This is a genomic window from Mycobacterium yunnanensis, assembly GCF_025823185.1.
GTDB classification, from domain to species: domain Bacteria; phylum Actinomycetota; class Actinomycetes; order Mycobacteriales; family Mycobacteriaceae; genus Mycobacterium; species Mycobacterium yunnanensis.
In genome coordinates, this window is the sequence record NZ_JACKVK010000011.1 from 250,766 (window position 1) to 263,307 (window position 12,542).

At 64.5% G+C, this 12,542-nt stretch carries 18 protein-coding genes; 8 read left to right on the top strand and 10 right to left on the bottom strand.

Features of this window, described 5'->3' with window-relative positions; translation table 11 throughout:
* Nucleotides 1-5 precede the first annotated feature (5 nt).
* The 5 genes from H7K45_RS20855 to H7K45_RS20875 are packed head-to-tail and all read left to right on the top strand — an operon-like array spanning nt 6 to nt 4,422.
* Complete coding sequence (locus tag H7K45_RS20855; protein ID WP_263997871.1) at nt 6-857, top strand: carbohydrate ABC transporter permease; 852 nt, start codon at nt 6-8, stop codon at nt 855-857.
* Nucleotides 854-1,669, top strand: a complete 816-nt coding sequence (locus tag H7K45_RS20860) for a carbohydrate ABC transporter permease (RefSeq protein ID WP_372512601.1) — start codon at nt 854-856, stop codon at nt 1,667-1,669. Before H7K45_RS20855 ends, H7K45_RS20860 begins: the two co-directional genes overlap by 4 nt.
* A gap of 22 nt (nt 1,670-1,691) precedes the next feature.
* On the top strand, nt 1,692-2,783 hold the full coding sequence (locus H7K45_RS20865; protein ID WP_263997872.1) for an ABC transporter ATP-binding protein: 1,092 nt from the start codon (nt 1,692-1,694) through the stop codon (nt 2,781-2,783).
* The gene (locus tag H7K45_RS20870; RefSeq protein WP_263997873.1) at nt 2,780-3,553 is read left to right on the top strand and encodes an SDR family NAD(P)-dependent oxidoreductase; all 774 of its coding nucleotides are present in this window, start codon (nt 2,780-2,782) and stop codon (nt 3,551-3,553) included. Before H7K45_RS20865 ends, H7K45_RS20870 begins: the two co-directional genes overlap by 4 nt.
* Before the next feature lie 47 nt (nt 3,554-3,600).
* On the top strand, nt 3,601-4,422 hold the full coding sequence (locus tag H7K45_RS20875; RefSeq protein ID WP_263997874.1) for a BtpA/SgcQ family protein: 822 nt from the start codon (nt 3,601-3,603) through the stop codon (nt 4,420-4,422).
* Here the strand turns inward: H7K45_RS20875 and H7K45_RS20880 are convergent.
* Nucleotides 4,419-4,895, bottom strand: coding sequence for a winged helix-turn-helix transcriptional regulator (locus tag H7K45_RS20880; RefSeq protein WP_263997875.1), 477 nt, complete (start codon nt 4,893-4,895; stop codon nt 4,419-4,421). The two genes, H7K45_RS20875 and H7K45_RS20880, sit on opposite strands and share 4 nt — an antisense overlap.
* Nucleotides 4,896-4,993: 98 nt before the next feature.
* Between H7K45_RS20880 and H7K45_RS20885 the strand changes: the two genes are divergently transcribed.
* A complete protein-coding gene (locus H7K45_RS20885) occupies nt 4,994-6,196 on the top strand; it encodes a thiolase family protein (protein ID WP_263997876.1) in 1,203 nt (400 codons plus the stop codon).
* Nucleotides 6,197-6,657: 461 nt separating this feature from the next.
* Entirely contained in the window at nt 6,658-6,924 is a 267-nt protein-coding gene (locus tag H7K45_RS20890; protein WP_263997877.1) for a hypothetical protein, read from the top strand.
* A gap of 257 nt (nt 6,925-7,181) precedes the next feature.
* Here H7K45_RS20890 and H7K45_RS20895 read toward each other — a convergent pair whose 3' ends face one another.
* From H7K45_RS20895 to H7K45_RS20915, 5 genes are all read right to left on the bottom strand, one after another.
* Nucleotides 7,182-7,850 (bottom strand): hypothetical protein, encoded by a 669-nt coding sequence (locus H7K45_RS20895; protein ID WP_263997878.1) that lies wholly within the window; start codon nt 7,848-7,850, stop codon nt 7,182-7,184.
* Nucleotides 7,798-7,974, bottom strand: coding sequence for a hypothetical protein (locus tag H7K45_RS20900; RefSeq protein ID WP_263997879.1), 177 nt, complete (start codon nt 7,972-7,974; stop codon nt 7,798-7,800). The genes H7K45_RS20895 and H7K45_RS20900 overlap by 53 nt, the downstream gene beginning before the upstream one ends.
* Nucleotides 7,975-7,985: 11 nt before the next feature.
* Nucleotides 7,986-9,212 carry a phage major capsid protein gene (locus H7K45_RS20905; protein ID WP_263997880.1) on the bottom strand — a complete coding sequence of 409 codons (1,227 nt, stop codon included), beginning with the start codon at nt 9,210-9,212 and terminating at the stop codon, nt 7,986-7,988.
* A 334-nt stretch (nt 9,213-9,546) separates the two neighbouring features.
* Complete coding sequence (locus H7K45_RS20910) at nt 9,547-9,960, bottom strand: hypothetical protein (protein ID WP_263997881.1); 414 nt, start codon at nt 9,958-9,960, stop codon at nt 9,547-9,549.
* A 65-nt stretch (nt 9,961-10,025) separates the two neighbouring features.
* Nucleotides 10,026-10,199 (bottom strand): hypothetical protein, encoded by a 174-nt coding sequence (locus tag H7K45_RS20915; protein WP_263997882.1) that lies wholly within the window; start codon nt 10,197-10,199, stop codon nt 10,026-10,028.
* Nucleotides 10,200-11,068: 869 nt separating this feature from the next.
* Here H7K45_RS20915 and H7K45_RS20920 point away from each other — a divergent pair.
* Nucleotides 11,069-11,191, top strand: a complete 123-nt coding sequence (locus tag H7K45_RS20920; protein ID WP_263997883.1) for a hypothetical protein — start codon at nt 11,069-11,071, stop codon at nt 11,189-11,191.
* Between the two features lie 371 nt (nt 11,192-11,562).
* Here H7K45_RS20920 and H7K45_RS20925 read toward each other — a convergent pair whose 3' ends face one another.
* From H7K45_RS20925 to H7K45_RS20940, 4 genes are all read right to left on the bottom strand, one after another.
* Nucleotides 11,563-11,802, bottom strand: a complete 240-nt coding sequence (locus tag H7K45_RS20925) for a hypothetical protein (protein WP_263997884.1) — start codon at nt 11,800-11,802, stop codon at nt 11,563-11,565.
* Complete coding sequence (locus H7K45_RS20930; RefSeq protein ID WP_263997885.1) at nt 11,799-11,993, bottom strand: hypothetical protein; 195 nt, start codon at nt 11,991-11,993, stop codon at nt 11,799-11,801. Before H7K45_RS20930 ends, H7K45_RS20925 begins: the two co-directional genes overlap by 4 nt.
* 122 nt (nt 11,994-12,115) lie before the next feature.
* Nucleotides 12,116-12,313: a hypothetical protein gene (locus H7K45_RS20935; protein WP_263997886.1), complete on the bottom strand. Its 198-nt coding sequence runs from the start codon at nt 12,311-12,313 to the stop codon at nt 12,116-12,118.
* Between the two features lie 53 nt (nt 12,314-12,366).
* Nucleotides 12,367-12,540 (bottom strand): hypothetical protein, encoded by a 174-nt coding sequence (locus tag H7K45_RS20940; RefSeq protein WP_263997887.1) that lies wholly within the window; start codon nt 12,538-12,540, stop codon nt 12,367-12,369.
* Nucleotides 12,541-12,542: the final 2 nt, after the last annotated feature.

Here is a 12,542-nt window from a genome sequence, read left to right on the forward strand (position 1 = left end):
GAGTCATGACGTTCAAGCACGGCATGGTCGCGCCCCTCGTCGCGCTCTTCATCGGGGTGGTCGGCTTCCCTCTGGGTTACGCGTTCTATCTCAGCGTCACCGACTACAAGCTGACCAGCCGAGGGGCGCCGCGGATAGTCGGCGCGGACAACTACGTGGCGACCTTCGGCGACGGCGCCTTCTGGCAGTCCTTCGGCACCACCGCGCTGTTCGTCACGGTCGCCGTCGGCCTGGAACTGGTCATCGGGTTGGCCATCGCACTGGCACTGCAAAAGCAGCGCTGGGCAAGCGATCTCACCCGCTCGATGCTGTTGGCGCCGATGTTCATCACCCCGATCGCGGTCGGGTTGATCTTCCGGTTCCTGCTCAACGACCAGATTGGCGCCATCCCCCGGTTGTTGCAGACCGTCGGCGTGGACTACGACTTCTTCGGGCCGGGCAAGGCGATCTTCACACTGGCCTTCATCGACGTCTGGCAGTGGACGCCGTTCATGGTGCTGCTGCTGCTGGCCGGTCTGGAGTCCATTCCCAAGCAACCGCTGGAGGCGGCCAGGGTCGACGGCGCCAGCGGCTTCTACGTGCTACGCCGGGTGACGTTGCCCTTGCTCGCCCCGGTGCTGGTCGTGGCAATCCTGCTTCGCTGCCTCGACGCCATGAAGGTGTTCGAATACGTCTTCGCGACCACCCGCGGCGGCCCGGGCACCGAGACCCAGACGCTGCAGTACTTCGTGTACCAGACCGGAATTCAGTTCTTCCGCCTCGGATCGGCGTCGTCGATGGCGTTCGTCGTGCTGGTGGTCGTGCTGACCGTCATCGTCATCGCATTCCGCCGCATGGAGAGGGCCAAGCGATCGTGAAGAACTCGCCCGTCCTCACCGTCTGCCGGGTGGCCCTGCTGTGGGCCGCGGGCATCTGCGTGTTGTTCCCGGTGGCCTGGATCGCCCTGGCCAGCTTCAAGAATCCCGAGCAGCTCAACGACCCGTTCCTGCTGACCTTTTCGCCAACCCTGGACGCGTGGCGCAACGTGCTCGACTCCGGGATCCTGGAGGCCGCCGGGCGCAGCGCGATCGTGGCGCTGACCACCGTCGGCATCAGCATCGTGGTGGGCAGCATGGGCGCCTACGCCATCGCCCGCTTCCGGGCCGGTGGCACGGCCACCCGATTCGGCATGCTGGCCGCGCAGGTACTCCCCCCGGCGGTGTTGGTGTTTCCGTTCCTCACCATGGCGTATGCCTTGCGGCTCAACGACACCCTGGTGCCGGTCATCTTCGCGCACCTGAGTTTCGTGCTGCCCGTGGTGACGTGGTTCCTCATCGGATTCTTCGAGGCGGTTCCACGGTCGCTGGAGGAGCAGGCGCAGGTCGACGGCTTCACCCGCTTCGCGGCCTTCCGGTTGGTCGTGCTGCCGCAGGTGTTCCCGGGAATGGGGGCCGCCGCCATCTTCGGTTTCACCCTGTCGTGGAACGACTTGTTCTACGGCCTGATCCTGGCGCCGGGCAAAGCCGCCATCCTGCCGGTGGCCATTGCCGGCTTCAACACCTTCCGTGGCGTTCAGATCGGCTCCATGAGTGCCGCCATCCTGATCGCCGTCGTCCCCGTCGTCATCGCGAGCTTCTTCATCCAGCGCAGGCTGGTGCAGGGCATCAGCGGTGGCGCGGTGAAGTTCTAATAGATAGGTCTCCTGAGTACTCATGGCAACCGTGCGCTTCGAACGCCTCACCAAGTCCTACGGGTCGATTCCCGTGGTCACCGACCTCGACCTCGAACTACCCGACGGGTCGTTCACCGTTCTGGTCGGCCCGTCCGGCTGCGGCAAGTCGACGTCCCTGCGGATGCTCGCAGGCCTGGAATCGGTCACGTCGGGCACCATCCGGATCGGCGACCGCGACGTCACCAATCTGCAACCGCGCGACCGCGACATCGCGATGGTGTTTCAGAACTACGCGCTCTACCCCCACCTGACGGTGCGGGAGAACATCGCCTTCCCGCTGCGGGCGGTGAAGACGCCGCGCGCCGAGGCGCTCGCCAAGGCCGACGCGGTCGCGGAGTCACTCGGCCTCGCGACGATGTCGGGGCGCAAGCCCAAGGATCTCAGTGGCGGCCAGCAGCAGCGAGTCGCCATCGGCCGGGCCATCATTCGCGAACCGAAGGTGTTCCTGTTCGACGAGCCGCTGAGCAACCTCGACGCCAAGCTCAGGGTCGAGACCCGCACTGAACTGCTTCAGATCCAGCGCCGGCTCGGCATCACCAGCCTCTACGTCACGCACGACCAGGAGGAGGCGATGACGCTGTCGGACCGCATGGTGGTGATGCGCGACGGTCGCGCCGCACAGGTCGGCACGCCTCTGGAGGTGTACGACGCCCCGGTCGACACGTTCGTCGCCTCGTTCGTCGGCAGCCCGAAGATGAACCTCGTCGACGGCGAGCTGACCGGCGAGGACTTCACTCTGCCGAACGGTTTCGTGCTGTCGCTGTCGCAACGGATCAGCCGCGGGCACGTGACGCTCGGCGTGCGGCCCGACGACCTGGTGCCCACCGCCGACGACGAAGGTCGCGCCACCGTGAAGCTCGTCGAACTGCTCGGCCCGCGGGCGATCGTCACCGTCGACGTCGGCGGTACCGAGCTGACGTGCGTCGTCGAGACCGCCCGGATGTCGGGAATCACCGAAGGCGCCCGGGTCTCGCTGTCGGCCCGGCCCGGAGCCGTCCACGTGTTCGACGCAGAAACCGGCCGACGCGTCGTCGGCGATCAGATCGAGAAGGGGAACGAACTCCACCCATGACCAAGACAGTCGTAATCACCGGAGCGGGCAGCGGCATCGGACGGGCCATCGCGAACACCCTCGCCGAACGCTCGTGGCAGGTCGTGGTCACCGACGTCGACGGTGCCGCCGCCAAGGACGTCGCCGCGGCGCTGCCTGCCGACTCCGGCGTCCGACACGAGTCGGCGGTGCTCAACGTCAGCTCGCCGCAGGACGCGGCGGCGGTCGCCTTGGACGTGACCGATCGCCTCGGCCTGGATGCCTGGGTGAGCAACGCGGGCATCTCCTTCATGCACGGCTTCCTCGACGCACCGATCGCCCGCTACGACCAGACCATGGACGTGAACCTCAAGGGCGTCTTCGTCTGCGGTCAGGCCGCGGCTCGGGCCATGGTGCGCAGCGGCACGCAGGGCGCGATCGTCAACACCGCGTCGATGGCGGGCAAGCAGGGCCGGGTGCCGTTCCTGGCCGACTACGTCGCGTCGAAGTTCGGTGTCATCGGGCTCACCCAGGCCATGGCCTACGAACTTGGCGAACACGGGATCACCGTCAACTGCGTGTGTCCCGGCTACGTCGAAACCCCCATGCAGTCACGGGAATTGGAGTGGGAGGCGCAGTTGCGTGGCTCCACCCCCGACGGCATTCGCGCGATGATGATCCGGGACACCCCCCTGCAGCGGCTGGAACGACCCGAGGACGTGGCCCGTTCGGTGGCGTTCCTGCTCTCCGAGGACGCCCGCTTCATCACCGGCGAGGCGCTGGCCGTCAACGGCGGCGCCTACATGGACTAGCCGACCACCTTTACCCACCGCACGCCACCACTGAGAAAGGCACCCACGTGACCACCACCTGGCTCGACGAGGTCTTCACCGTCAGAAAGCCCGTCATCGCCATGCTCCACCTGTCCGCGCTGCCCGGCGATCCCGCCTATGACAGCTCCGGCGGCATCGCCGCCGTCGTCGCCCGAGCCCGTGAGGAACTCGACGCCCTGCAGGGCGGTGGGGTGGACGGGGTGATGGTGTCCAACGAGTTCAGCCTGCCGTACCTGACCAAGACCGAGCCGATCACCGCGATCACGATGGCCAGGATCATCGGAGAACTGTTGCCCCACTTCGAAGTTCCCCACGGGGTGAACGTGCTGTGGGACGGCAGGGCGTCGATCGACCTCGCCGTCGCCACCGGGGCGAAGTTCGTCCGCGAGATCTTCACCGGCGTCTACGCCAGCGACTTCGGCTTGTGGGACACCAACGTCGGCGAGGTGGCGCGGCACCGCGCCCGCGTCGGGGGCGCCGACGTCAGGCTGTTCTTCAACATCGTGCCCGAGTCGGCGACCTACCTCGCGGCCCGCGACCTGGCCGCCATCACGCGCACGACCGTCTTCGCGACGCTGCCCGACGCCATCTGCGTCTCGGGCGCCACGGCGGGCGCGCCCACCGACGCCGAGGCCCTGCGGGTGGTCAAGTCCGCCGCGGGCGCGGTGCCCGTCTTCGTCAACACCGGGGTGCGGGCGGAGAACGTGGGCGACCAACTCGAGATCGCCGACGGGGCGATCGTGGGCACCTACTTCAAGAAGGACGGGGTGTTCGAGAATCGCGCCGACCAGTCGCGGGTCGCGGAGCTCATGGGCGAGGCGCGGAAGTTCCGCGAGCAGCTCGTCTAGCGCCCGGCTCGCCGGGAGATTCGGACCTCCAGCTCGTCGGGTGCGACGTCGTGGCCGTCGGCGCAGCGGATCGCCACCGTGGCCTCGGCGCCGCACTCGGCGTGCGACAGCCGTAACGGCGTGTCGCCGAAGTACTTTCGTCCCCACTCGAACATGGCCCACACGACGGGCATCAACGCGGTCCCCTGCTCGGTGAGGACGTACTCGTCGCGGCTGCGCTGCCCGGGCTCCTGGTAGGGCTGCTTGGCGAGCAGTCCGGCGTCGACGAGTTCGGACAGCCTGGCCGAGGTGGCGGCCTTGGTGATGCCGACGCGGCGGGCGAAGTCGTCGAAGCGGGTGGTGCCGTAGAAGGCCTCGCGCATGACGAGCATCGCCGACTTGGTGCCCACCAGACCCATCGTCTTCTCGATTGGGCAGCGTCCTACCGGCGACCACGAATCGCGGTCGGCGAGACGACCCTGAAGGACTGTCATCGACGTCACTCCCTAGCTGGGTTGTTTGAACTATACCGAGGTGTTTACATCTAAGTATAGATAGTAGTACTCAGCGACGAGTCTTCGAGGAGATCACCATGTCCGCCTATTCCGATCGCGACGCCGTCATCGTGGGAGCCGTCCGCACCCCCGTCGGCAAGGGCAACGCCACCGGCGCACTGCACGACGTGCTGCCCGTCGACCTCCTCGCCCACAGCCTGCGCGAGCTCGTCGAGCGCACCGGCGTCGACCCCGCGAAGGTCGACGACGTCATCGCAGGCGCGGTCACCCAGGTCGGGGACCAGTCGATGAACATCGCCCGCAACGCACTGCTCGGTGCCGGCCTTCCGGAGAGCGTGCCCGGCACGACCGTCGACCGACAGTGCGGAAGTAGCCAGCAGGCAATCAGTTTCGCCGCCCAAGGCGTGCTCGCCGGGTCCTACGACGTCGTGATCGCCGCCGGTGTGGAGTCGATGTCGCGCGTGGTCATGGGCAGCTCGATCCTGCCGGGCAGTGATCCCTTCGGCCTCGGGATGGCGCAGCGGTATCCGGATGGTCTGGTGCCCCAGGGCATCAGCGCCGAACTCATCGCCGCCAAGTGGGGATTCTCCCGCAGCGAGCTCGACGAGTTCTCCGCAAGCAGTCACGAGAAGGCCGCCCGCGCCGCCAAGGACGGCCTGTTCGACCGGGAGTTGGCGCCGATCGCCGGCCTGACCGCCGACGAGATCATTCGCCCCGACACCACGGTCGAGACCCTGGCCGGGTTGCGCCCCGCATTCTTCAACGAGGCCTACGCGCAACGGTTCCCGCAGATCCGCTGGGAGATCACCCCCGGCAACTCCTCGCCGCTGTCCGACGGCAGCGCTGCGGTGATGATCACCAGTGGGGCGGCGGCCCGCGCCCTCGGCCTCGAGCCGCTGGCGCGGATCCACACGACGACGGTGGTCGGATCCGATCCGCTGTACATGCTCACCGGCGTGATCCCCGCGACCGAGAAGGCGCTGGCCCGGGCCGGCTTGACGATGGCCGACATCGACCTGTTCGAAGTCAACGAGGCGTTCGCACCCGTGGTGCTGGCCTGGGCCAACGATGTGTTTGGGGCGCAAGGCGCGGCAAAGGGTTTGGAGAGGACCAACGTCAACGGCGGGGCCATTGCAATCGGCCATCCGCTTGGGGCTAGTGGTGCCCGCATTATGACGACAATGGTAAACGCGCTCGAACAGCGCGACGGACGGTATGCGTTGCAGACGATGTGCGAGGGCGGCGGCATGGCGAACGCAACTATCATCGAGCGCCTATAGATTCGGTTTCCTGGGCCTACGGTGCTGGTGAAGCCGTACTTTACTGGCCCCGTAGGCCCGGGCGGCGGTAGCGTCGCGCGCCATGAACGAGTGGGCGTGGGTACTGATCACAGAAGACGGCGTCACCCGGTATCCCGGGGTTGGCCCGCAGGCGGCTTACGCGGCGGTAGGGGTCGACCCCGAAGGCGACACCCTCGCAGGCGACCAGCCGTACCTAATCGAGTTCAGGCGCGTCTAAAAGCGCCGAGCGCCGACAAAACCGTGTCGCACAAAACCGTTAACAAATGACAGCAATGTCATTTTGGCCGGTAAACTCCCCAGAGAGCACCGAGCCCCGGGCCATCCCGGGGGGCCGGTATGACTCAGGGCTGGTGATCTAGTTGGACGCTAGGTAGCCGACTGTAGCGCATTCCTGGCAGTGCTCTTAGGAAATGGGCCATGTGTCCAGATCGGAGTACACAGTGAAAATTGAATGGAAACCTGGCTGGGAAGAGGAGCTGCAACGCGCATTGCAACCGGCAATGCAGCAGTTCGCCGAGGATCACCAGGCGGAGATGGACGCGCTGAGCGAGCAATACGCTGGGCAGCCCGTAGCCGACGTGGCAGTCGCGGTCCGGCAGATGATGGACCGGTGGCCCGGGAAGTTATCGAGCGAAGATGAGCTGACCCGTATCGCGACCGCGATCAGTCAGGGCCAGCGAGTGCTTCTTCGGGGCGGTCCACAGTAGGAGCAAGCGGTTCCGGGGGCAGGGGTGTGAGTCACCAACACCCCTGCCCTCCGGGCCGTGACGCCCGCGCCAACCCGAGGCAACCCCGCAGCAAGAGGGGTTCGGGAGGTTCGGGAGGCAGCAGGGCGCAAGCATTGCGGCACGGTGGCCGGGGCCACGAAAGGCCATTTCATCTAGCCCCGGCGACCGTGCCTAACGGGTTAGGCGACCGTGGGTAACACTGCTCGGTGAAAACCACGGTCGCCTAGCCCGAGTTCTTAGCGCCGAAGCGCTGCCTTCATTCGAAGTTGCAGCGCCAGCGCCGCCTTTTCCTCGTAGTCGTAATCGTCGCCGTCCTCGTCATCGTCGGTGATGTCGCCACGGCCCTTGTTCGCACCGTCGGCAGCGCCGTCGACACCGTCCATGCTTAGACAGCCCGCGCCCAAGTGCACGCTGGCGTCATGGATCGCTTGGAGGAACGCATCCTCAGCACCGCCCGACTTCACGATGTGCCGCACCGCATCAGAGAACGCCTTCGCGCTGAGCACCTGTGCCGCCGGGTTGGCGGGGAGACTGACGAACGCACCCCCGATCAACTCCCGGGTGCCGTCACGGTGCCGCAGGAACTCCACTGACACGCTCTTGACATGACCACCGGCCACCAATGCCCGGACGTGCTGCGCGGCGTCGGTATCGGCGAACGCCCCTTTGACCCGGAGGTTGCCCTGGGAGTCGAAGTACGGCCGCCCGGACCCGACGACGTCGGTGACGCTGTCGGAGTGGTTGACATTGATCGGTACCCACTGCGGGAGTTGTCGCCAGTCCTTTTGGTGAAGCTGCTCGCCGTGGCGGTCCAGGGCGTCGTTGCTTAGCAGGATGTCGAACTCGCCGGGATCACTTGACGGGCTTACCGTCGCCGTTGCCCTCTTCGTCGCCAGCTGCATCACTCACCACCCATCCGTTGATCTGCCACACCGTGGCGACGTGCAAAGGAACCTCGGCGGTCTCGCCGGGCCGGTACACCACGCCCTCGTAAGCCACCTGTAGGCCGTCCGCAACGCGGACTGTCACAAGCCCGTCCACTAGGCGGTCGGCAGGTTGGTGATCGACAGGACAGCAGCGGGCCGCTCCACGGCCAGGACCAAACGCTCTTCGAGGACGAACCGCGAAATGTTGCGCGTGAAGTCGTCGGTGGTCTGCCCGGTCTGAATGGTGATGCCCTCGCGGATCAGCACGTTGCCGAACTTCTGAGTGTCGAGCATCAGGCCAGCGCCAGCGGCAATGCTGGTGGTGGTCAGCACCGGAACGCCGAGAATGCTATTGGCCTGCTGATTCGACGGGTCCGAGTTCGCGGAGATGAACAGGAACCGGCCCGTGGTGTCCTTGAGCCGCTGAATGGCGGACCACGTGTTCGGGTGCAGCACAAGCAGGTTGGCGTCTGCGAGTGCAGGGCCGACGCGCAGCTGTGCGATGCCCTTAATGAGCGAATCGATGACAGTCACACCCGTGCCGGTATCGGTGCTCGCATCGTGGGTGAGGATTCCCGACGTGTTCAGGAATCCCGTCATGTGCTTGTCGGTACCCGAACCCGAAAGCAGTTCGGTGTTTTCCACGTCCTGCAACTGGCGGGTCAGCTCAATCTCGGCGTAACCCAAGAATGCCGGGAAGTCGGACAGCGTCTCGTAGCTGATGCCGACGTGCGCCGCGAGCTTGACCGCCGTCAACGTCAAGTTGGTCGTATTCAGCACGACCTCCGGCTTGAGGGCACCCTCGGCGACGGGGCCGGGAGCGCCCGTAGTGGAGCTATGAACAATCACTTCCTTGCTCGGCAAGCTGATCAGCTCGGTAGGCAGGCGGTCCAGGAGTCGCGACTCGTGAATCTTGCCGAGCACCTGGGAGTCGAGCTGCGCGGGTAGAAGACCCGACACGGTGGAGAACGCCTTGACGGTCGCGGTCTGGCGATCCTTGGCCGCGTTGAACACGGTTTCGAGCGCCTTGTGTTCGATGACCATGGGGTTGCTGTAACGGCCGGACTTGGCGCTGATCGGGTCGACGACGGTGCCGCCCCCATGAAGCTGGTCGGCGGCACCCATTCCGCTAAGCGGGTGATTCGCAAACGCCTTCGCCCCAGCCTCTTGCAGGTCCAGCGCATCATCTAGCGCGTCGAGTTCCTTAGCCCGGGCGGTAAGGGCGTCATTCTTGTGGTAGCTCTTAGTCGCGACCATGTCGTCGATCTCGGCGGTAAGCGCGGCGCGATCAGCCTTCAATTCTCGGCGCTTAGCCGCGATCTGCGCTTCTGTAATGTTCATTTATTTAGTTGTTGCTTTCTGTTGCATAGGAACGCTGAGCCCGGGATCGGGCTTAGCGGTGTAGCTCACCTATGCGGGACACAAAGCGGGAAACCCCTCAGGGGTCGGCGGCATTGTGTGCGGCTGGTGTCGTGCCGGACTGGCGGGGCCGCAGCAATTGCGGAGCGGCCAGACGGCACTAGGTGGAGCGGTGAAACGTGGGATCGCTAAGAGGTCGACTATTGGCGGGATTCAGCGGGCAATCACCGGACTAGCTGGTGATTGGGCGGCTTAGTGCGGCCTTAGGTCAACGGGTTGAGCGATCCCGTCACCCCGGTAACTCCGGGGAAGAATGTTAGGAACTGATTGACTTTCCGGTGCCACCGAAGTGCGCAACGGTGGCCGCTCGACAAGCGAACTCCGGCATGTGTGCGGACCCGTACTCAATCCAGTGCGCTTTGTAGTCGTGGGCGGTTATGCGGGCCATCGGCGCGCCCTCCGGGGTGCGCATGAACTTGACGCGAATACTGTTCGCGTAATCACCGGGGTTCTCGACGTAGCCCGACCTAAGGGTGTGAGTGCGCGAGTAGGGGTGATCGAATGCTTCCCAGTAGTCGACCCAAAACTGGCGGGCCTCAGCGGCGCGTTCCATAACCGCCGCCAATACTGCCGGACTGTTGACTATGGCCTGTTCGATTTTTTCGATGCCAATGGCCTCGTCTATCGCGTGCTCAATCAGAGAATGGCCGATATGTTCTATTAAGCCCATGAGCAAGCCTCAACGTAGCGCCAGGTGTCACTCATGCGGGTATCCTCTGTTCGTGCCTCTACCGGCTAACGAATCGGGCGCAATGTCCCCGGCGTGACAGGTGGAACCCCGGCAAGATGATCGAAACGGGCCTGCAACTCCGTGAGCGCCTGGACGCGGTTCGCATTCGTGATGCCGTTGAGCACGTCCACGGCGCGACCCTCTTCGAACTTCCGCAACAACGCGTTGAGTCGCGCCATCTCAGCCTCGACGGAACGCTTGCAGCCCTCGCTACAGAACCGCGTTGGTCGGCCACGGCCAGGCTCACGGCGCGCACCGCACTTCACGCAAGCGGGCGGCTGGTATCTTGTCACTTAATGCTCCTAAGATTAGCTAATTTTATGCACTATGACCTGCACCGACTGCATAAAACCCGACCATGGACCGTTGCGCGAAACGCGTCTGCACTTCACTAAGCCGAGAGATTGGTCAAAGGGCGCGCCGCGTTCGTGATGAGATGTACCCCACCCCAAACGGATTGCATATGTGCAGGTCAGAGGAGTGAGGGGTGTGGCGGTTAGTTAGGCGTTGGTGGTGCGGCGGCTTAGCTTTATGCGTTGATTTCGCATGAATATGCGACGCTGTTGCGCGTCTAGTTTGCTGTTCGACCGAAGCTGCTGGTCGAGTCGGTGTGCCTGCTGTGACATGGGACGCACAAGCTGCGGCCGAACCGGGGATCGTTGGGGTTGTCGCCATCGGCTATGAGCTGTCGACGGGTTCTCGGGTAGTGGTCAGCCACTATCGCTTCGCCGCCGCACACGGCGCATGTCCAGTTGTCGCGGCGCAGGACGGGTAGGCGGAATGTGTCGCGGTGGTTCTGGTCGTAACCGCGTTGTGCGGAGGTGCCGCGTTGTCGGTCCGCTTGTGCGAGGTGCTTAGCGCACTTGCCCGACCGGACGACAGGTTGCCCGCAGCGGGTGCAGGGACGATTAGGGCTGTTCGGAATGTTCTTTGCCTTTTCTCAGACGGGTGCAGCGTGTCTCCGAGTGGTCGTGTCGGCGTTCGCACTTACATTCGATATGCGCCCTCAGGTGTGGGTGCGCGGTCACTACCCAAGGAAGGAGGAAGCATGACGACAGGCAAAAAAGATGCAAGTCTGGCGAGCAAGATTCTCGCTAATCCCAAATCGTCGAAAGCGGCTAAGAGCGTCGCTGCGAGCGATTTAGCCCAAGCGAAACGTAAGGGCAAGTAGTAGTTGACGGACGGGGAAGTCTGTCAGCGCGTGCCACGGGCGGAGGTTGCCTTCGTCCGTGGCACGTCCGGCGAGAGGCAACACTCCGCCTAAGCTCGTCACGGCGAAGGGATGAACTATGGCGCAATTGCAGTGGACCGAGACGGCGGGCACCGGCCCGTACGGAATGAGCTGGGACGCAGACGGACAGCAGAATAGCTATCGTGTCAGCGCTTACCGCCCTTCGGGGTCGGGCACGGGGTTCAAAGTTGAGGAACTAATAGAGAATGCGGGGGACGGTCGCATAGAGCATCAAGGCTCCGAAGATGGGGCGAAGGCCGTTGCACAAGACTGGGAAGACAACTGGAAGTAGGTAGCGCGCGTGCGACTGTCTACTTTCGATCTGATGGCCCGCGCGACGGGTACCGCTGAATGGGTGGACGCCACTTCGCCGGGGTGGTGGTGCGCGGCGCGAAGAGTGCGCGTGCGGCGGCTGTCTGGCGCTCGGCCTTTTCCATGAGTTCGCGCGCCTTGGCGATGAGTTCGCGCGCCTCTTCGATTTCATCATCGTTCGGCATGTTGTCTGCGAAGTAGCCCAGTCGATCCCATTCTGGGGAACGTGTATCGGTCATTGCGTGTCGAGTCCTTCGGTGGTTTCGAGCATGTCGGCTACGGCGTCGATCACGGCGAACGCTTCGTCCCTCGTTAGGTGAACCTTGCGGGTGGTGTGCGCGCCCCGGACGGTCCTGATGGTGACGCCGGGTTCGGGGAGATTGCGGTATTCGGTGACCGCGATGCGCCCGTGGGGGCTTTCGATGCGCATGGTTTGCATGTTTGCCCCTAAGGGTTTCTGGTGGTGGTCTCACGGGTAGGAACGAGGTCCGCAGGCCATTCCCCGGGCCTGCGGCCGTTCATGCCCCTAGCGATTAGTGAATCGGGCGCATTTCAGAGGGTGGCGTATTCGGCCAGGCTCAACCCGAACATCTTCGCCTTAAGCCGATTCATCGGGCAGGCAATGCGAACGCCTGCACTATCGAAAAAGGTCACCGTGATCGTGTCGTCGTCGGTGTGCTCGAAGTCGGCCCCGAGCAGGTCCAGGACGAGCGGGCGCTTTGTGGGGGTGGTGTCTTCGGTGTCGAACATGTCAGTTTTCCTTTGGTGTGGCGGTTGGTTTCATCAATGCTGAATGGGGTTCATCACGTGCGCGGCGCGCCGTCGGCGGGCAGATAGTCGGCCAGGGCCGATACCACCTCTTGGACCTCGGAGCGCGAAAGCAGCACCTTCGAAAAACCCTGGTGAATGGTGACCCCCCGACCGTGACGGTTGGTCACGTATATCGGGGTTCCTGTGCTGTTGATTCGCTTGGACATGA